This window comes from Streptomyces sp. NPDC007095 (assembly GCF_040634475.1).
In the GTDB taxonomy this organism is placed as follows: domain Bacteria; phylum Actinomycetota; class Actinomycetes; order Streptomycetales; family Streptomycetaceae; genus Streptomyces.
This window is the reverse complement of record NZ_JBEYFS010000235.1, coordinates 1-17,629: the sequence shown is the minus strand read 5'-3', so window position 1 is coordinate 17,629 and position 17,629 is coordinate 1. Positions and strand designations below refer to the sequence as shown.

The 17,629-nt window shown below is 71.9% G+C and carries 17 protein-coding genes and 1 pseudogene; 6 read left to right on the top strand and 12 right to left on the bottom strand.

Annotated elements, in window-relative coordinates; all coding sequences use genetic code 11:
- The 5 genes from ABZ656_RS47610 to ABZ656_RS47590 form a co-directional block, all read right to left on the bottom strand.
- Positions 1-479: aldo/keto reductase (locus ABZ656_RS47610; RefSeq protein ID WP_360277443.1), on the bottom strand; the 479-nt coding region annotated here is incomplete at its 3' end.
- 54 nt (positions 480-533) lie between these two features.
- On the bottom strand, positions 534-1,424 hold the full coding sequence (locus ABZ656_RS47605; RefSeq protein ID WP_360277440.1) for a glycoside hydrolase family 19 protein: 891 nt from the start codon (positions 1,422-1,424) through the stop codon (positions 534-536).
- 257 nt (positions 1,425-1,681) lie between these two features.
- Complete coding sequence (locus ABZ656_RS47600; RefSeq protein WP_360277437.1) at positions 1,682-3,040, bottom strand: aldehyde dehydrogenase family protein; 1,359 nt, start codon at positions 3,038-3,040, stop codon at positions 1,682-1,684.
- Between the two features lie 100 nt (positions 3,041-3,140).
- A complete protein-coding gene (locus ABZ656_RS47595) occupies positions 3,141-4,358 on the bottom strand; it encodes a sigma-70 family RNA polymerase sigma factor (RefSeq protein ID WP_101407185.1) in 1,218 nt (405 codons plus the stop codon).
- Positions 4,355-4,711, bottom strand: coding sequence for a YciI family protein (locus ABZ656_RS47590; RefSeq protein WP_101407186.1), 357 nt, complete (start codon positions 4,709-4,711; stop codon positions 4,355-4,357). The genes ABZ656_RS47595 and ABZ656_RS47590 overlap by 4 nt, the downstream gene beginning before the upstream one ends.
- A gap of 118 nt (positions 4,712-4,829) precedes the next feature.
- On the opposite strand from ABZ656_RS47590, the gene ABZ656_RS47585 reads away from it, so the two are divergent.
- Complete coding sequence (locus tag ABZ656_RS47585; RefSeq protein ID WP_360277433.1) at positions 4,830-6,011, top strand: acyl-CoA dehydrogenase family protein; 1,182 nt, start codon at positions 4,830-4,832, stop codon at positions 6,009-6,011.
- On the opposite strand, the gene ABZ656_RS47580 is transcribed toward ABZ656_RS47585, so the two are convergent.
- From ABZ656_RS47580 to ABZ656_RS47560, 5 genes are all read right to left on the bottom strand, one after another.
- Positions 6,001-7,143, bottom strand: a complete 1,143-nt coding sequence (locus ABZ656_RS47580; RefSeq protein WP_101407188.1) for an LLM class flavin-dependent oxidoreductase — start codon at positions 7,141-7,143, stop codon at positions 6,001-6,003. The genes ABZ656_RS47585 and ABZ656_RS47580 overlap by 11 nt on opposite strands.
- Positions 7,144-7,187: 44 nt before the next feature.
- The gene (locus tag ABZ656_RS47575) at positions 7,188-8,372 is read right to left on the bottom strand and encodes an SfnB family sulfur acquisition oxidoreductase (RefSeq protein WP_360277430.1); all 1,185 of its coding nucleotides are present in this window, start codon (positions 8,370-8,372) and stop codon (positions 7,188-7,190) included.
- Positions 8,373-8,376: 4 nt separating this feature from the next.
- Positions 8,377-8,931, bottom strand: a complete 555-nt coding sequence (ssuE, locus tag ABZ656_RS47570) for an NADPH-dependent FMN reductase (protein ID WP_101407190.1) — start codon at positions 8,929-8,931, stop codon at positions 8,377-8,379.
- Positions 8,932-8,983: 52 nt separating this feature from the next.
- Positions 8,984-10,117, bottom strand: coding sequence for a dimethylsulfone monooxygenase SfnG (gene sfnG / locus ABZ656_RS47565; RefSeq protein WP_360277427.1), 1,134 nt, complete (start codon positions 10,115-10,117; stop codon positions 8,984-8,986).
- 156 nt (positions 10,118-10,273) lie between these two features.
- On the bottom strand, positions 10,274-10,351 hold the full coding sequence (locus tag ABZ656_RS47560; RefSeq protein ID WP_351520955.1) for a putative leader peptide: 78 nt from the start codon (positions 10,349-10,351) through the stop codon (positions 10,274-10,276).
- Positions 10,352-10,494: 143 nt separating this feature from the next.
- On the opposite strand from ABZ656_RS47560, the gene ABZ656_RS47555 reads away from it, so the two are divergent.
- Complete coding sequence (locus tag ABZ656_RS47555) at positions 10,495-11,421, top strand: LysR family transcriptional regulator (protein WP_180362684.1); 927 nt, start codon at positions 10,495-10,497, stop codon at positions 11,419-11,421.
- Between the two features lie 10 nt (positions 11,422-11,431).
- Here the strand turns inward: ABZ656_RS47555 and ABZ656_RS47550 are convergent, their stop codons facing one another.
- On the bottom strand, positions 11,432-11,599 hold the full coding sequence (locus ABZ656_RS47550) for a hypothetical protein (RefSeq protein WP_165854173.1): 168 nt from the start codon (positions 11,597-11,599) through the stop codon (positions 11,432-11,434).
- 205 nt (positions 11,600-11,804) lie between these two features.
- Between ABZ656_RS47550 and ABZ656_RS47545 the strand changes: the two genes are divergently transcribed.
- The 3 genes from ABZ656_RS47545 (at position 11,805) to ABZ656_RS47535 (ending at position 15,776) form a co-directional block, all read left to right on the top strand.
- Positions 11,805-13,358 (top strand): SDR family oxidoreductase, encoded by a 1,554-nt coding sequence (locus ABZ656_RS47545; protein WP_360277423.1) that lies wholly within the window; start codon positions 11,805-11,807, stop codon positions 13,356-13,358.
- A gap of 116 nt (positions 13,359-13,474) precedes the next feature.
- The gene (locus ABZ656_RS47540; RefSeq protein ID WP_360277420.1) at positions 13,475-14,848 is read left to right on the top strand and encodes a deoxyribodipyrimidine photo-lyase; all 1,374 of its coding nucleotides are present in this window, start codon (positions 13,475-13,477) and stop codon (positions 14,846-14,848) included.
- A gap of 205 nt (positions 14,849-15,053) precedes the next feature.
- Positions 15,054-15,776: a DUF4142 domain-containing protein gene (locus ABZ656_RS47535; protein ID WP_180362685.1), complete on the top strand. Its 723-nt coding sequence runs from the start codon at positions 15,054-15,056 to the stop codon at positions 15,774-15,776.
- A gap of 30 nt (positions 15,777-15,806) precedes the next feature.
- Here ABZ656_RS47535 and ABZ656_RS47530 read toward each other — a convergent pair whose 3' ends face one another.
- Positions 15,807-16,838 (bottom strand): MerR family transcriptional regulator, encoded by a 1,032-nt coding sequence (locus ABZ656_RS47530; RefSeq protein ID WP_101407195.1) that lies wholly within the window; start codon positions 16,836-16,838, stop codon positions 15,807-15,809.
- Positions 16,839-16,970: 132 nt separating this feature from the next.
- Here ABZ656_RS47530 and ABZ656_RS47525 point away from each other — a divergent pair.
- Positions 16,971-17,534, top strand: a pseudogene (locus ABZ656_RS47525) (sigma-70 family RNA polymerase sigma factor); the annotation flags it as partial.
- Positions 17,535-17,629 lie beyond the last annotated feature (95 nt).

The following is a 17,629-nucleotide window of genomic DNA, read 5'->3' as shown; positions in this document are numbered from 1 at the left end:
ATCGCCATCGGCCGCTCCGACGCGAGCCGCGAGGAGATCGAGCGGGCCGCCAAGGCGATCGGCGCCCACGACTTCATCAGCGCGCTGCCCGAGGGGCCCAGCTGCCGCAGGTTCTCCTCGACATGGGCGCGGAGCTGGTCCGGCCGGGCCGGGATGCCCCACTCCCCCGAGTAGTCGCGGAACGGCCCGACCTTGGTGGCGATGACCAGGTGGTCCGCGTACGGGGCCAGCGCGCTGTTGATCAGCTCGTTCGCGGAGCGCAGCGACGAGAAGTAGAAGGCGGCGGTGTCGATGTGGTCGACACCCAGCTCGATCGCGCGGCGCAGCACGGCGATCGACCGGTCGCGGTCGCTCGGCGTGCCGAGGTGGAAGGCCGCGCTGCCCGTCAGCCGCATCGCGCCGAAGCCGATGCGGCGGACGGGGAGATCTCCGAGTGTCCAGCTGCCCGCGGCTGCCGCGGTGATCGTTTCCGAGGTCATCGCGGGAGTTTCGCACACCCGTTCAGGGCCCGGGCGGCTGCCGTACACAGCCGATCAGCAGTAGAGGTTGCCGCCGGCCGAGGTCCCGAGGATCTGCACGAACCGCTGGTAGGCGTCCACCCTGCTCTGCACCTGCGCCGGGTTCTTGCCGTCGCACTCCAGGGAGCCGTTGATGCTGCGGATGGTCTGGCCGAATCCCGCGCCGTTGACCATGGCGTTGTGGCCCGTCATGGTGCCGGGCCCCGTCTGGGTGTTCCAGTACCAGAGGCCGGTCTTCCAGGCCACGGCGGCGTCGTTCTGCACCAGGTAGGGGTTGTTGAGGAGGTCGATGCCGAGCGCGTCGCCCGCGGCCTTGTAGTTGAAGTTCCAGCTGAGCTGGATCGGGCCGCGGCCGTAGTAGGCCGACTGTCCGGCCGGGCAGCCGTAGGGCTGGCTCCAGTCGCAGTAGTGGGGGTAGTTGGCGGTGTTCTGCTCCACCACGTAGACCAGGCCGCCGGTCTCGTGGCTGACGTTGGCGAGGAAGGCCGCGGCCTCCTGCCTCTTCACGGTGTCGCTGCCGGTGTTGGCGAAGGCCGGGTAGGCGCTCATCGCCGCCCGCAGTCCGCTGTAGGTGTAGAAGGAACTCCGGTTCGGGAACATCTGGTTGAACTGCGCCTCGCTCACCACGAAGCCGTCGGAGGGAGGCGTGGAACCTCCGTCGCAGGCGTAGGGGTCCCAGTACCAGGTGCTGATGGTGGGGTCGTAGCCCGGGTTGTCGTGCTCGGCGACGTAGGTCTTCCCGTCGGTGTAGCGGACGACGTCACCGGTGACGTACGACCTCCCGGCCACCCAGCTCGGATAGCTCGAACAGGCGGCGGCGGACGCACCGGAGGCCGGTAGCAGCAGCGGGGTGGCGGACGCGAGGGCGAGGGCGGTGAGGACTGCGGAGATGCGGCGCCTCGACACAGGTCAACTCCTTTGCGGGACACGGCCGCTCCCGGACAAGGGCAGCGCGGAGCGGAACCTTGTGCGCACGTGCCGGCGGGGCCGGCCACGGCGTCGGGGGCGGCCGTGGTGGGGGGTGTGGAGCCACACTCAACCGCTTTGGTATGTACCAGTCAAGGGTGTAGACCAGTCAGATCTGACAACGTTGGCAGAGAGGGCCGCACGACGGTGCCCCCGGCAGATCCTCGACGATCTGCCGGGGCACCGCCGGGGCCGCGTCAGCCGAGCGGCTTCTGCAGCACCGCCTTGCGGTGGCTGAACGTCTCGATGGAGTAGCGGCCGTGGTAGCGGCCCATGCCGCTCTCGCCGACCCCGCCGAACGGCAGGTCGGAGACGGTCAGATGGGCGAGCGGCAGACCGAGGCCGAGGCCTCCGGAGGACGTCTCCTCGGCGATCCGCTCCCGGGTGGTGTCCGACTCGGTGAAGACGTAGAGCGCCAGGGGCTTGTCTCGGTCGTTGATGAAGTCGATGGCCTCGTCCAGCCCCGTCACCGTGACGATCGGCAGGATCGGCCCGAAGATCTCCTCCTGCATCACGGGGGCCTTGGGGTCGACGTCGGCGAGGACGGTGGGCGCGAGGTACTTGGCGGCCCGGTCTCCGGTACCGCCGATGACGGTGCGCCCGGAGTCGAGCAGCGAGCTGAGCCGGTCGAAGTGCCGCTCGTTGACGATCCGTCCGTACTCGCCCGACCGCTGCGGATCGGCACCGAACAGGGCCTCGACGGCGCGGGCGAGCTCGGGCTCCAGCGCGCGGGCGGTCTCCGGGTCGGTGAGGACGTAGTCCGGCGCGACGCAGGTCTGCCCGGCGTTGAGGAACTTGCCGCGGGCGAGCCGGTCGGCGACGACGGACAGGTCGGCGTCACGGTCGACGAACGCCGGGGACTTGCCGCCCAGTTCGAGGGCGACGGGGGTGAGGTGCTCGGCGGCGGCCCGCATCACGATCCGGCCGACCGCGCCGTTGCCGGTGTAGAAGATGTGGTCGAAGCGCTCCGCCAGCAGCGCAGTGGTCTCCGGAACGGCGCCCTCGACGACGGCGACCGCGTCGGTGTCGAGGTGGCGCGGCAGCAGCCGGGCGAGGGCGGCGGAGGTGGCGGGGGCGAGCTCGCTGGGCTTGACGACCACCGTGTTGCCCGCGGCCAGCGCGCCGAGCATCGGCGTCAGCAGGAGCTGCACCGGATAGTTCCAGGGGGCGATGACCAGCACGACGCCCAGCGGGTCGTACCGCGTCCAGGCCGTCGCGTCGGCGCCGAGATGGGCGGGGACCGGGGCGGACTCGGGGAGCAGCCACTCGTCGAGATGGTCGAGGGTGTGGTCGATCTCGCGCACGGTGAAGTCGATCTCGGTACGGAAGGCCTCGGTGGAGCTCTTGCCGAGGTCCGCGTGGAGCGCCTCCGCGAGCTCGGCGCCGTGCGTGGTGAGCAGTTCGCGCAGTCGGCGCAGCTGGGTGGTGCGCCACGCGAGGGGCTTGGTGCGGCCGGAGCGGAAGGTGGCGCGCAGCCGGGCCACGATGTCGGTGGGCTGCTCGGGGGTGCGGTCGTTCACGGTGCCTCGCTGATCGGTGCGGACCTGGCGGCCCACGGGCGGTCGTCTTGAGCCGCAGGGCTCGGTGTAAACGCCAACCTTTCATGTGCCCAAATAAATTCCGGGTACACGAAGAATACGTTCCGCGATCACGACGTCACGGACGAAGGTCGGAGTGCGGGCTCGGCGGGAGTGCCGCGCGGGCCCGTTCGAGGTAGGCGCGCTCCGGTGCGCTGTCGGTCAGCGCGATGGCCGCCTCGTAGGCCCCTGCGGCCTCGGTGTGCCGGCCCAGGCGGCGCAACAGGTCCGCCCGTACGGCATGGAAGGCGTGGTAGCGGTCCAGGTCGAGCGCCTCGACGAGGGCGAGTGCCGGCTCCGGGCCCTCGACCTCGGCGACGGCGACGGCCCGGTTGAGGGCGACCACCGGGCTCGGGGCGAGCGCGGCCAGCTGGTCGTAGAGCTGGAGGATCTGGCTCCAGTCCGTGGCGGCCGCGGTCGGGGCGTCGCTGTGTACGGCGTTGATCGCGGCCTGGATCTGGTACGGGCCCGGCCGGTTGCGGCGCAGACAGCGGCGTACGAGCGCCTGTCCCTCGGTGATGAGACCGCGGTCCCACCGGGAGCGGTCCTGGCCGGAGAGGAGGATCAGGTCGCCGCCCGGTGTGGCGCGGGCGGGCCGGCGCGACTCGATGAGGAGCATCAGCGCGAGCAGCCCGAGGGCCTCGGGCTCGTCCGGCATCAGCTCGACGAGGAGGCGGCCGAGCCGGAGGGCTTCGGCGCAGAGGTCCTCCCGGCCGCCGTAGCCCTCGTTGAAGATGAGGTAGACGACCGCGAGCACCCCCCTGACACGGTCCGGGAGGTCCGCGTCGCGCGGGATGCGGTACGGGATGCGGGCGTCGCGGATCTTGGCTTTGGCCCGGACGATCCGCTGGGCCATGGTGGGCTCGGGCACGAGGAAGGCGCGGGCGATCTGCGGCGTGGTCAGGCCGCCGAGGAGGCGCAGGGTGAGAGCGACCTGGGCCTCGGTGGCGAGGGCGGGGTGGCAGCAGGTGAAGATCAGGCGGAGCCGGTCGTCGCGCACGGGGCCCTCCTCGGCCGGTTCGTCCCGGGCGTACAGCCGCTCCGCCTCGGCGTGCCGGGCCTCACGCGTGGACTCGCGGCGCAGCCGGTCGACGGCGTGGTTGCGCGCGGTGGTGATGATCCACCCGGCCGGGCTGGGCGGTATGCCCGAGTCCGGCCACTTCCGCAGGGCGGTGGTGAAGGCGTCCTGGACCGCTTCCTCGGCGAGGTCGATGTCGCCGAGGAAGCGGACGAGGACGGCGACCGCGCGGCCGTATTCGGCGCGGAACACGGCCTCGACGTCGGCGTTCGGGGTCATCCGTCCTCGGCTTCTCCCATGAAGGGCCGCACCTCGATGGGGAGCGTGGTCGCCAGTGTCGCCTTGCGGCCCCATTCGAGCGCCGCGTCGAGGTCGGGTGCCTTGATCAGGCAAAGCCCGCCCAGGTACTCCTTGCTCTCGGTGTACGGGCCGTCGGTGACGAGCACGTCGCCGTCCTTGGCGCGCACCACGGTGGCCGTCTCCGGTCCGTGCAGTCCCCCGGCGAACACCCACGCACCGGCCTCGCGCAGCTCCGCGTGGAAGACGTCGAGATTGTGCATGATCTCTTCAAGGATCTCGGGCGCGGGCGGCTCGCCGGGCGGCTGCATCACGCTCAGCAGGTAGTACTTCATGATGTGTGCTCCTCGGCCGTGTCGTTCTCGACTCGTTCTCGGGTGGTCTCTCACTGACTACACGAACGGGAGACGGCCGGATCGACACACGACACGACGACCGCGGGAGATTTTTTCGATGACCACCCCACCGCATCCACTCGTCACGGCCGCCAGGCGGCTGGCGGCCGAGGTGCTGGCCCCGCGGGCGGAGCGCGTGGACCAGGAGGGCGTGCCGGCGAGCAGCATCGAGGCGGTCAAGCGGTCGGGGCTGCTCGGGGTGAGCGCGCCGGTGGCCTACGGCGGGTCGGCCGCGCCCGCCGCGGTGGTCCGTGAGACCGCCGAGATCCTGGCCGGGGCGTGCTGCTCGACCTGGTTCGTGCAGACCCAGCACCACACTCCGGTGCTGACCCTGGCGAAGGGTGAACCCGCGGCGCGGGAACGGTTGTTGGGCCCGCTGGCGGGTGGGGAGCTGTTGTCCGGGGTCGCGTACGCGCAACTGCGGGCCTACCCGCGGATCCCGGTCCGGGTCACCCGTGAGCGTGGCGGATGGCGCTTCGACGGGACGGTCCCCTGGTACACGGGCTGGGGACTGAACGACGTGATGCTGCTCGCCGGGGTGACGGACGCGGACGAGGCCCTGTTCGCGTTCACCGAAGCGCGCGAGCAGCCCGGACTGCGGCCTTCGCCGCCGATGCGGCTGGCGGCGCTCACCGCCTCGCGCACGGTGTCCCTGGAGCTGGACGGGCTGTGGCTCCCGGACGACGCCGTGGCCCTGCGCACGCCGTACGAGACCTGGGCGGTCACCGACCGCCCCAAGAACACCAACGCCTCACCGGCCGTCTTCGGGATCACCGCGTCGGCGCTCGACCTGCTGGACGGCGATCCCGCGGCGAAGGAGACCGGACAGGTGCTGCGCGCCCGCCTCGACGAGGTCCGACGGCAGGCCTACGAGCTCGCCGACCATCCGGTGCCCACCGAGCGGATCGCGGAGCGGCTGGCGGTCAAGACCCGGGCGTACGACGTCATGCGCGCGGCCACGACGGCGGCGGTCGTGGCCGGTGGCGGGCGCGCGATGGACCTGGGCAGCCCGGCGCAGCGGCTGGCACGCGAGGGGATGTTCCTGCTGGTGCAGGGGCAGACCGCCCAGGTGCGCGCCGCCCACCTCGGTGCGCTCGGCTCACCCGGTGCGCTCGGCTCACCCGGCTCACCCGGCTCACCCGGCTCACCCGGTGCGCTCGGTGCGCTCGGTGCGCTCGGTTCACCCGGTTCACCCGGTTCACCCGGTTCACCCGGTTCGCTCGGCCCGCTCAGCTCGTGAAGGGCACCTGCGCGGCGGGGGTGGACGTCGGCGCGAACGGGTGCTGCCACAGGCCCAGCGCGGCCAGGCGCGGCAGGACGCCCTCGCCGAACCAGTACGCCTCCTCCAGGTGCGGATAGCCGGAGAGGACGAACTCGTCGATGCCGAGGGCGTGGTACTCCTTGATCCGCTCGGCGACCTCGTCGTGGCTGCCGACCAGAGCGGTGCCCGCGCCACCGCGGACGAGGCCGATGCCGGCCCACAGGTTGGGGTGGATCTCCAGGTCCCCGCGGTTGCCGCCGTGGAGGGCGAGCATGCGCCGCTGCCCCTCCGACTCGCTGCGGGCCAGGCCCGCCTGGACGGACTTCACGGTGTCCGGGTCGAAGCCGTCCAGGAGTTTGTGCGCCTCGGTCCAGGCCTGTTCGGCGGTGTCGCGCGTGATGACGTGCAGCCGGATGCCGAAGCGGACGGTGCGCCCTTCCTTCGCCGCCAGCCCCCGTACCCAGGCGATCTTCTCGGCGACCTGGGCGGGCGGTTCGCCCCAGGTGAGGTAGACGTCGACGTGTCGGGCGGCGATCTCGCCGGCGATGGGTGAGGAGCCGCCGAAGTAGACCTCGGGGACCGGGTCGGGGACCCGGGCCAGCCTGGCGTCCTCGACCTGGAGGTGTTCCCCGGAGAGGTCGACGGTCTTGCCCTCCCACAGGTCCCGCACGATCTGCAGGAATTCGCCGGTACGGCGGTAGCGGGCGTCCTTGTCGAGGAAGTCGCCGTAGGCACGCTGTTCGTGGCTCTCGCCGCCCGTGACCACGTTGAGGAGCAGCCGGCCGCCGGTCTGCCGCTGGAAGGTGGACGCCATCTGCGCGGCGAGCGTGGGTGAGACGAAGCCGGGCCGGAAGGCGACCAGGAACTTCAGCCGTTCGGTGTGCTGGCTGACCATGGCGGTGGTCAGCCAGGCGTCCTCGCACCAGGCGCCGGTGGGGGTGAGCGCGCCGACGAAGCCCAGGTCCTCGGCGGCGCGGGCGATCTGGCTCAGATAGGCGACCGTCGGCGGCCGGTTCCGGCCGAAGGCCGTGGCGGGGGTGCCGTGACCGCCGCCGACGACATGGCGGCTGTCGCCGTTGGTGGGCAGGAACCAGTGGAAGGTGAGGGACACGGGCGCGTTCTCCGATCGTGGGGGTGGCCGAGGAGCGAGTGGGGTTACAGCAGGCCGTGGCGGGGTGGCTTGGTGCCCCCCAGCACGTATCGGCCGATGTGCTGGATCTTCCAGCGGGCTGGGTCGTGCAGGGTGTGAGTGCGGGCGTCGCGCCAATGCCGGTGCAGATTGAGCGAGTTGAGGGCGGAACGGGTGCCGGACAGCTCGAAGAGCGCGCCCGCGACCTCCACGGCGGTGGCGGAGGTGTGCACCTTCGCGGCGGCCACCGCGATGGACGCCTCGGCCGCCGAGTCCTCGGTCAGCTCGTCGCGGGCCGCGTCGACCGTGCGGGCCGCGGCGCCGAGCAGCGCCTCGGACGCCCGTACCTGGACGGCGAGTTCACCGAACCGCTGGATGAGGAGCGGGTCCTCGGCCGCCGTGTCGAAGCCGCTCTCGAACCAGGGCCGGCTCTTGGTGCGGACGAACCCGGCGGCCTCGGCCAGCGCGCCCGCGGCGATCCCGGCATCGATGGCGGCGTGCAGCAACTGGGCCACGGCCCCGTGGAGTTGAGGCCCGTGGAAGGTGAGGTGATGGGGGACGACACGGTCGGCGGGCACGTGGACGGCGTCGAGGCGGACGGTGCCGCTGGCCGTCGTACGCTGGCCCATGCCGTCCCAGTCGTCGACGACCGTGACCCCGCCGGCGCCGCGGGGGACGTAGGCGACGTGCAGGTTGTCGTCGCCGGCGCGGGCGAGGACGGGGATCCAGTCGGCGAAGAGCGCGCCGGTGGAGTAGTGCTTGACGCCGGTGAGGACGTACGAGCCGTCGGGCCCGGGGTCTAGACGGGTACGGATGTCCTGGATGTGCCGGGTGCCCGCCTCCGACTGGGCGTTGCCGAAGCGGCGCCCGGCCAGTACCTCACCGAAGAAGAACGCCTGCTGCTCCGGGGTGCCCTGGCGGCGCAGCACGTTCACGTACACGAAGTGGTTCTGCGGGATCTGGGCGAGGCTGGCGTCGGCCGAGGCCAGCAGCCGGAACACCTCCGCGAGGGTCTCCTGCCGGACATCCGCCCCGCCGTGCTCGGCGGGCACCGTGACGGCGAGCAGTCCGGAGGCGGAGAGGCGGTCCAACTCCGCGCGCGGGAGCCGCCGTTCGGAGTCCCGCGCCGAGGCACCGGCGCGGAACTCCTCGGCGAGCGCGGCGGCGACGGCCAGGGCCTCGATGTCGTCGGCGATCACTTTGGCGGACATCGTGTCAGCCCGCCGCGGCCAGCAGGGGCGCGCTGCCGAGGGCCGCCGAGAACTGGTCGACCACCTGCGTGAGGGCCTCGGCCGTGGCCGGGGCGACGGTGATACCGCCGTCCTCGCCCGTGATGATGTCCTTGTCGAGGGTGAACCAGCCCTGGACGATGTGCGCGGCGCCCATGGAGTTGAGGACCGGGCGCAGGGCGTAGTCGAGGGCGAGGACATGCGCGGTGCTGCCACCCGTGACGAGCGGCAGCACGGTCTTTCCGGTGAGTGCGTACTGCGGGAGCAGGTCGAGCAGGGCCTTGAGGACGCCGGAGTAGGCGGCCTTGTAGACGGGGGTGCCGATGACCACGCCGTCGGCGCGGGCGAAGAGTTCGGTCGCCTCGACGATGGCGGGGTGCTTGAAGTCGGCGCCGAGCAGGGCCTCGGCGGGGATCGTGCGGACGTCGAGCGGGATCACCTCGTGCCCCTGCGCGGCCAGCCGGGTGTCCAGGTGGCGCAGGAGCTTCGCGGTACGGGAGGCGACGGACGGACTGCCGGAGACGGACAGGACGGTGGCCATGGGGTCCTCTTTCGGAACAAGTGCAGGGGCGGGCGCGGAGTGGGGAACGGGTTCAGGCGTGCGCGGGGACGGACGCGGGCTCGGCCCCGGTGTCCGCTCGCGCCTCCAGCTCGCGCACCAGGGGCAGCACCCGGCGGCCGAAGTACTCCACCTCCTCGTGGTAGTGGAGGAAGCCGAGGAGGAAGAGGCCGACGCCGAGCCGCTTGTAGGCGACGATCCGCTCGGCGATCTGCTCGGGGGTGCCGATCAGGCCCGTACGGAAGCCGTCGTTGTACTGGACGAGGTCCTCGAAGCTGGAGTCCTGCCACATGCCCTTGCCGTCGGCGGTGGACTGTCCGGCCTGCTTCACTGCGGCACCGAAGCCCTCGACGGCCTCATGGTCGGCCTGGGCGACGATCTCGCGCAGGGTCTCGCGGGCCTCGGCCTCGGTGTCACGGGCGATGAGGAAGCCGTTGAGGCCGAACTTCGGTGCTGTGCGGCCCACTTCGGCCGCGGCCTTCCGGACGTCCGCGATCTGCTCGACCACCCCGTCGAAGTCCTTGCCGTTGGAGAAGTACCAGTCGGAGATCCGGCCCGCCATGGCCCGGGCGGCGGTGGAGTTGCCGCCCTGGAAGATCTCCGGGTGCGGGCGTTCGGGGGTGTTGAGAGGCTTGGGCCTGAGCGAGAAGTCGCGCAACCGGTAGAAGTCGCCGGCGAGTTCGGTGTGGTCCTCGGTCCAGATCTGGCGCAGGGCGCGGATGAACTCCTCCGAGCGGCGATACCGCTCGTCGTGCTCCAGCCAGGGTTCACCGAGGGCGGTGAACTCGCCCTTGAACCAGCCGCTGACGACGTTCACCGCGAAGCGGCCGTTCGACAAGTGGTCGGCGGTGGCGCCGAGTTTGGCGAGGACTCCCGGGTGCCACAGGCCCGGGTGGACGGCGGCGATGACCTTCAGGCGCTGGGTGGCGAGCAGCAGCGCGAGGCTGAAGCTGGTCGACTCGTGCTGGAACTCGGCGCCGTAGCCGGCCATGTAACGGACCTGGCTGAGCGCGTAGTCGAAGCCGTTGTTCTCGGCGAGTACGGCCAGTTCGCGGTTGTAGTCGTAACCCCAGTCGGTGCGCTGCTCGATCTTGCTGGTGACCAGCCCACCACTGACGTCGGGAACCCAGTACGCGAATTTCACGGGATTCACGGACGCTGCGGACATGCGGAACTCCTGTTGCGGATTTCGGGTACGCCGAATTCAGGGGGCGCGTTCAGGACGGCGCGCGGGATCGCGGAATTCAGGCGGTGCTGTGGGAACGCCGCACGCGGCTGTCCGACGACAGCTGTGGGGCCGATGAAGTGCGGCGGATCCTGGGACTCAGGCCGCGGTGCAACAGGAGGCGCTGGAGACGCGCGCGAGGTCGACGTGGCGTCGCCGCGTGAGGTCCAGTCGCATCATCATGCCGTCGATCGTGGCAGCCGGCCGCGAGGGCAGTCAAGGAAAACCCGACCGGTCTCGTATCGCGGACCACCGAATTTCACGAACGTGTGACAGGGAAACCCTTGAACGGGCCGTGAAATTGACCGCATTCTGCTGGCGTGCGGACAGAGCAACTGGAATACATCGCGGCGGTGACCCGGCTCGGCTCGCTGCGCCGGGCAGCCGAGGAACTCCACCTCTCCCAGCCTGCGTTGAGCGAGACCGTGCGGAACCTGGAGCGCGAACTCGGCGTCGATCTGCTGGAGCGCAAGCGGTCCGGCGCGCGGATGAGCGCCGAGGGGCGAGAGCTGCTGCCCCACATCATCAACGTGCTGGACGCGGTGGACCGGCTGCGCGGCGCGGCCGGCGAGCAGCACCGCATCAGCCGGATGGTCCGCGTCGGCACGGTGAACGCGGCGACGGTGCCCCTGCTCATCCCGACGGTCCGGGAATTCCGCGCGGCGCATCCGCTGACGCAGGTGGAGGTGGTCGGCGCCCAGCAGACGGAGATCCACCGGGCCCTGTCGGAGGGCGGCCTCGACCTGGGCCTGGTGAACCATCTCGACGGCGACGACCTGCCCGCCGACTTCGAGACCACCGAGCTGCTGCGCGGCCGACCGGTGGTGTGCCTGCGCCCGGACAGTCCGCTCGCCTCACTCGACGCGGTGTCGGCGGCGGACCTGCTGGACGGACGCGAGGCGCTGATCGCCATGCGCTCCGGGTACGTCATGCACCGCTATCTCCACCGGCTCCTGGAGGGCCACGGCCCGGCCCTCTCGTACACGACCGACGGCGCCGAGATGGGCAAGCTCATGGTCGCCGAGGGGCTGGGCGCGACGGTCCTGCCCGATTTCAGTGTGCTCGGCGATCCCCTCGAGCGGTGTGGCGCGATCACCCACCGGCCACTCACGGACGACACGACACGGGTCCTGCTGATGCTGCGGCGCCGCCGGGCGGACTCGGTGCCGCGTGCTGCCCACGACCTGCGCGAGGCGTTCGTACGCAGGGCGGCGGAGCTCGGCGGCCACCTGTCCGATCGGCCCTGACCGAGGTCGTTCAGTCCTCGTCGCCGACCGGCACCACCACGAGGAAGGCGTCCGACTTCAGATCCATCACCACCGTCGCGGGCTGACCCTCGGTGCGGCGCCGGGCCGCGTACTCCTCCGCCGTCCAGGATCCGCGCGGACCTCCCGCGGGAAACCGCTCCAACACCTTCGTGCCCATACCGGCAGACACCTCCAGCCGTGACCTCGGACTCTCGTGTTCTCCCGCCTGCCCGCGATTCACCCTGACATGTCCGTAAAGACTCCGCCGGACATGTCCTGGGCGCATCCGACCGCCGTGTTCGCGTGGAAGAGATGAGGGAGGGAACAAGGCAAGAGGGAGGGAACAAGGCAAAGGGGAGGCCCGGCGAACTACGGAGGGACCCATGAGCGACGACGATCCCCGCCCCGCCCCGCGCTGTCTGGTGACCGGTGCCACCGGCTACATCGGCGGCCGACTGGTCCCTGAGTTGCTGGAGGCGGGGTACCGCGTGCGGTGTCTCGCCCGCTCCCCCGCCAAGCTGCGCGACTACCCGTGGGTGGGCGACGCGGAGGTGGTGCGCGGCGACGTCACGGACGCCGGCTCCGTCGCCGAGGCGCTGCGCGGCATCGACGTCGCGTACTACCTGGTGCACGCCCTGGGCACGGGCCATGACTTCGAGGAGACCGACCGGAAGGCGGCCCGCGTCTTCGGCGAGCAGGCCCGCGCCGCCGGGGTGAGCAGGATCGTCTACCTCGGCGGCCTGACCCCGGCGGGTGTCCCCGAAGAGCGTCTCTCGCCCCACCTCAGGTCGCGCGCCGAGGTCGGCCGCATCCTGCTGGAGTCGGGCGTGCCGACCACGGTCCTGCGCGCGGCCGTGATCATCGGCTCCGGCTCGGCCTCCTTCGAAATGCTCCGCTACCTCACCGAACGCCTCCCGGTCATGGTCACGCCCCGCTGGGTGCGCACCCGGATCCAGCCGATCGGCGTACGGGACGTGCTGCGCACCCTGGTCGGCTGCGCGCGGATGCCCGCCGAGGTCAACCGCGCCTTCGACATCGGCGGTCCCGAGGTCCTGACCTACCTGGAGATGATGCAGCGGTACGCCGCCGTCGCCGGGCTGCCGCGCAGGCTGATCCTGCCCGTGCCGGTGCTGACCCCCGGGCTCTCCAGCCACTGGGTCGGCCTAGTCACCCCGGTGCCCGCGTCCATCGCGCGCCCGCTCACCGAATCGCTGCGTCACGAGGTCGTCTGCCACGAACACGACATCGTCCGGTACGTCCCCGATCCCCCGGGGCATCCGTTCGGCTTCGACAAGGCGGTGTCGCTGGCCCTGCAACGGGTGCGGGACGCCCAGGTCACCACCCGGTGGTCGTCGGCCTCCGTGCCCGGCGCGCCCAGTGACCCCCTCCCCACCGACCCCGACTGGGCGGGCGGCAGTCTCTACACCGATCAACGCGAACGGACGGTGGACGCGTCGCCCGGGGCGCTGTGGCGGGTGATCGAGGGCATCGGCGGTGAGAACGGCTGGTACTCCTTCCCGTCGGCCTGGGCGCTCCGCGGACGGCTGGACCGGCTGGTGGGCGGTGTCGGCCTGCGGCGCGGACGGCGCGACGCCGCCCGGCTGCGCGTGGGCGACTCGCTCGACTTCTGGCGCGTCGAGGAGATCGAGCCAGGCCGTCTGCTGCGGCTGCGCGCCGAAATGCGGCTGCCAGGCCTCGCCTGGCTGGAGATGTACGCCGAGGCCGGCCCCGAAGGCCGGTCCCACTACCGGCAACGGGCCCTGTTCCATCCGCACGGCCTGCTGGGACACGCCTACTGGTGGAGCATCTCGCCCTTCCACGCCGTCGTGTTCGGCGGCATGGCCCGCAACATCGCCAAGGCGGCGGCCGAGGCCGACCTACCGGCCGGGGCGCGGCAGCCCGCCGTGCCGTCCCACTCCCACTCCCACTCCCACTGAGTCCCGCATCCCTCGCCGATACCCGCATCCGCGAGGGGCCGCGGGCCCGAAGCAGTCATGTCCGCACTCGTCGCCGCCCTGTCACAGCGCCACGTCCCCTGTACCGGAGTCACACCATGAACATCTCGGTCGTCCTGTTCACCTCGGACCTGCGCCTGCACGACCATCCGGCGCTGCGCGCGGCGCAGGACGGCTCGGCCGCGCTGGTGCCCCTGTTCGTACGGGACGACGCCGTCGCCGAAGCGGGGTTCACGGCGCCCAACCGCATGGCGTTCCTCGCTGACTGTCTGGCGGACCTGGACGCCGGGCTCCGGGAGCACGGCGGCCGGCTCGTGGTGCGCTCCGGCGATGTCGTCGCGCAGGTGTGCAAGGTGGTTGCCGAGGCGGACGCCGACGAGGTGCACATGGCCGCGGGGGTGAGTGCCTACGCCCGCCGCCGTGAGGAGCGGCTGCGCGCCGCTCTGGAGGGCGAGGGGTGCCGGCTGCACGTCCATGACGCCGTGATCACCGCTCTCGCGCCCGGCGCGGTCACGCCGTCCAGCTCGGACCACTTCGCCGTGTTCACACCGTACTTCCGGCGCTGGTCTCAGGAGCCGCTGCGCAACACGGTCGCCGCGCCCCGGACGATCCGGGTGCCGGACGGCGTCGGCTCGGAGGAGATCCCCTCGCGCACGGGCCTGTCCGGGCTGTCGCAGGGGCTGGCGCGGGGCGGCGAGCGGGAGGGCAGGAAGCGGCTCACGGCCTGGTTGCGGGCGGGGATCGCCTCGTACGAGGACGGCCATGACGACCTGCCGGGCGACGCCACTTCCCGGCTCTCCCCCCATCTGCACTTCGGCTCCCTCTCCCCGGTCGAACTCGTGCACCGGGCGCGCGCGGCGGGCGGCCCGGGCGCCGAGGCGTTCGTACGCCAACTGGCCTGGCGGGACTTCCACCACCAGGTGCTCGCCGCCCGGCCGGACGCGGCCGTCGCCGACTACCGCACCAAGCACGACCGTTGGCGCTCGGGGAGGACGGCGCGCGAGGACATCCAGGCGTGGAAGGAAGGACGCACCGGCTATCCGGTCGTCGACGCGGCGATGCGCCAACTGCGCCATGAGGGCTGGATGCACAACCGGGCACGGCTGCTGGCCGCCAGCTTCCTCACCAAGACGCTGTACGTGGACTGGCGGATCGGGGCCCGGCACTTCCTGGACCTGCTGGTGGACGGCGATGTCGCGAACAACCAGCTCAACTGGCAGTGGATGGCCGGAACGGGCACGGACTCGCGGCCGGGCCGCGTCCTCAATCCGGTGACGCAGGCCAAGCGGTACGACCCGGACGGGGAGTACGTCCGACGCTGGGTGCCGGAGCTGGCGGGGCTCGCGGGCGGCGCCGTGCACGAACCCTGGAAGCTCCAGGGCCTGGAACGCGCCGCGTACGACTACCCGGACCCCGTCGTCGAACTCTCCGACGGGCTGGCCCGGTTCAGGGCCGCTCGGGACCGTGGCTGAGCGGCATCACGGCCGATGAGACGGTGTCTCAGCGGTTCGCGACTGTGCGGGTGGCGGCACGGATTTTACTTTCCCTAGAGGTTTCTCCGACCCGCGCAGCCGTACAGATGGGCGTCCGAAACACCCGTACCGGATCCACGCACCGGATCCACCGAGCGGCCACCGGAGCGTCACACCCCGGGCCGCCGCGCCGCCAGGAGGCCCAATGCGCATTGCACGAACCGCAGGAACCGTCTTCGTGGCAGGTGCGTTGGTCATGACCCTCGCCGCGCTCGCCTACCCCAGCATGCTCGGACTGCAGACCACGGCGACTGCCCAGAACCGCATCATCGCCAACACCCCGACGGGCCCGGTGACCGAGGCCGACCGCGACTTCGTCGTCAAGGTGCGGGCGGCCGGGCTGTGGGAGTACCCCGTGGGGATGCTGGGTCTTCAGAAGGGCACCACCCCGGCGGTCAGGACCGCCGGTGACCACCTGGTCAGGGGCCATGCCGCGCTGGACGAGACCGACCGAAAGGTCGCCGCCGCACTCGGCATCACCATCCCCAACAAGCCGTCTCCTCAGCAGCAGGGCTTCGTGTCGACCCTGAGCGGCGACACCGGCAAGCAGTTCGACACCGACTTCGCCAACATCCTGCGGGTGACCCACGGTTCGATCTTCAACACCGTCGCCAAGATCCGGTCCACCACCGAGAACTCGCTGGTCCGCCAGCTGGCCGACCAGGCCAACGACACCGTGCTGGACCACATCACCGTGATGGAGAAGACCGGACTGGTCAACTTCGATCAGGTGCTGTTCCAGCAGACCACCCCGCCGAAGCTGCCCGCCTCCGATCTCACGCCGCCCGCGCCCGCGCCGGGTGAACCGACCGCCGTGCTCACCCCGCCCGCCGGCGGCTCGTCCTCGCCCACCGGGACGGTCCGCTGAGCCGTTCCCGGCCCACCGGCGCGCGGGGGATCAGCTCCGGGTGGCCGGAACGGGCGAGTCGTACAGACCCGAGAGGGTCCTGAGGGCGTCCCGAAGCCCGGGCGGGCGGAGCATCCCCCGCACCGGGCGGCCCGCCCAGCCCGGCCCGCCGAGCAGCACGGCCGGGTGACTGCGGGCCCCCTTGACCCCCCACTGGGTGCCCGCGACATGCCGGGCCAAAGGCAGGTCGGCCGTCGAACGCGTCTGGGCCCACAGCAGGACGGCCTTCGGGCCCAGCCGTCGCACGGCGGCGGTCAGCGCCTCCGTGGGGACCGCCGCGCCGAACATCCGTGTGGGCAGGCCGAGTTCGACGAGTCCCGCGTGCAGCGCCTCCAGGGCCAGGCTGTGCTGTTCGCCCGGGACGCACGCCAGCACCACCGGCCCCGTAGCGGCAGCCGGGGTTCCCACGGGCCGGACCGGCTCGGTGGCGCGGTGCAGGGCACGTGAGATGTGCCAGGACAGCAGGTGTTCCACCTCCACATAACGGTCGCCGGAGGACTCCCACTTGCGTCCGACCGCGTGCAGGGTCGGCACCATCACCTCGTCCCAGGCGAGAACCACGCCGTAGCGCGCCACGAGCGAGGCCAGCCGGCCGCCCACGGTCGGCGCGTCGAGGCGGACCGCCGCGCGCGCGAGGCCCCTGCACTCCTGGCGGACGTCACCGAGCGGCAGCGCACCGGCCGCCTGCGAACGGTGCCCACCGGGCTGGTCACCTCCCCCGGGCTGCTCCGGGCCGGGCTGAATCCGCCCGACGCCCTCCTGGGCGGTCCTGGCCGCCTCGGCGGGCGGTACCCCGGCCGAGGTCAGACGGCACATCTCCTCGAGCATCGCCACGTCCCGCGGCGTCCAGCGGCGGTGCCGCCCGTCGGAGCGGACCGCGGGCCCCACGCCGTACCTCCGGTCCCAGGAACGCAGGGTCGTGGGCGACACCCCGAGGCGGCGGGCCAGCGACCCCGTCGTGACGCCCGCATCGACGGGCCGCGCGGCCGCCTCCCGCGGCTGCGCCGGTTGGTTCTCGCCCATGCGGCGACTATACGACGCACAAACGATGCGAGTTGTCCGTCATGTGCCTCGGTTCACACGATGGGGATCACCGGGCGCGTCGCGGGAAGCGCACGGTGACCGGGAGCCCGCCCCAACCGAGAGGCCGTGGCCATGACCGTGGATTCCATCACCGAGCAGTGCGTCGGCGGGCGGTGGGAGGGGCTCCGCGACGCGGATGTGGCCCAGGGCCTCGTGGACGGCGACGAGGAGTGTCTGACCGCCGCCTACTACCGCTGGGGAACGCTGGTGCACACACTGGCCGGACGTTCGCTGGGCGACACCCGGGAGGCCGAGGACGTCACCCAGCAGGTGTTCCTGGCCGCCTGGCAGGGGCGACAGGGTTACCGTCCCGAGCGCGGCCCGTTCGCCGGCTGGCTCGTCGGCATCACCCGCCGCAAGATCGCCGACGCGCTCTCCGCGCGGACCCGCCGTACCGATCTGGTCGCCGCCGCGGGAGCCCTCCTCCGCCCGGTCGACGACACCCATGCCCGCCCGGAGACGGTGCTCGACCGCGTCCTCCTGCGCGGCGAGCTCGCCAGGCTCCCCGCGCCCCAGCGCCGGGTGCTGCACCTCGCGTTCTACGAGGACCTGACCCAGCCCCAGATCGCCCAGCGCACCGGCTGGCCGCTGGGCACCGTCAAGAGCCACGCCCGGCGCGGACTGCACCAGCTGCGCCGCTGTCTGCGAGTACCTCACCCGCGAGATCGCGGCCCTGCGCATGGGCCTCGGCGAGGTCGCCACCCGCGACTGGATCCGCTCCGAATTCCAGG

Excerpts from the sequence above, each read along its gene's own strand:
- ABZ656_RS47595 (WP_101407185.1), bottom strand. The coding sequence starts at position 4,358 with ATGACCCCGAACGCCGACGTCGAGGCCGTGTTCCGCGCCGAATACGGC.
- ABZ656_RS47590 (WP_101407186.1), bottom strand. The coding sequence starts at position 4,711 with ATGAAGTACTACCTGCTGAGCGTGATGCAGCCGCCCGGCGAGCCGCCC.
- ABZ656_RS47585 (WP_360277433.1), top strand. The coding sequence starts at position 4,830 with ATGACCACCCCACCGCATCCACTCGTCACGGCCGCCAGGCGGCTGGCG.
- ABZ656_RS47575 (WP_360277430.1), bottom strand. The coding sequence starts at position 8,372 with ATGTCCGCCAAAGTGATCGCCGACGACATCGAGGCCCTGGCCGTCGCC.
- ssuE (WP_101407190.1), bottom strand. The coding sequence starts at position 8,931 with ATGGCCACCGTCCTGTCCGTCTCCGGCAGTCCGTCCGTCGCCTCCCGT.
- sfnG (WP_360277427.1), bottom strand. The coding sequence starts at position 10,117 with ATGTCCGCAGCGTCCGTGAATCCCGTGAAATTCGCGTACTGGGTTCCC.
- ABZ656_RS47560 (WP_351520955.1), bottom strand. The coding sequence starts at position 10,351 with ATGCGACTGGACCTCACGCGGCGACGCCACGTCGACCTCGCGCGCGTC.
- ABZ656_RS47550 (WP_165854173.1), bottom strand. The coding sequence starts at position 11,599 with ATGGGCACGAAGGTGTTGGAGCGGTTTCCCGCGGGAGGTCCGCGCGGA.
- ABZ656_RS47545 (WP_360277423.1), top strand. The coding sequence starts at position 11,805 with ATGAGCGACGACGATCCCCGCCCCGCCCCGCGCTGTCTGGTGACCGGT.
- ABZ656_RS47540 (WP_360277420.1), top strand. The coding sequence starts at position 13,475 with ATGAACATCTCGGTCGTCCTGTTCACCTCGGACCTGCGCCTGCACGAC.
- ABZ656_RS47535 (WP_180362685.1), top strand. The coding sequence starts at position 15,054 with ATGCGCATTGCACGAACCGCAGGAACCGTCTTCGTGGCAGGTGCGTTG.
- ABZ656_RS47530 (WP_101407195.1), bottom strand. The coding sequence starts at position 16,838 with ATGGGCGAGAACCAACCGGCGCAGCCGCGGGAGGCGGCCGCGCGGCCC.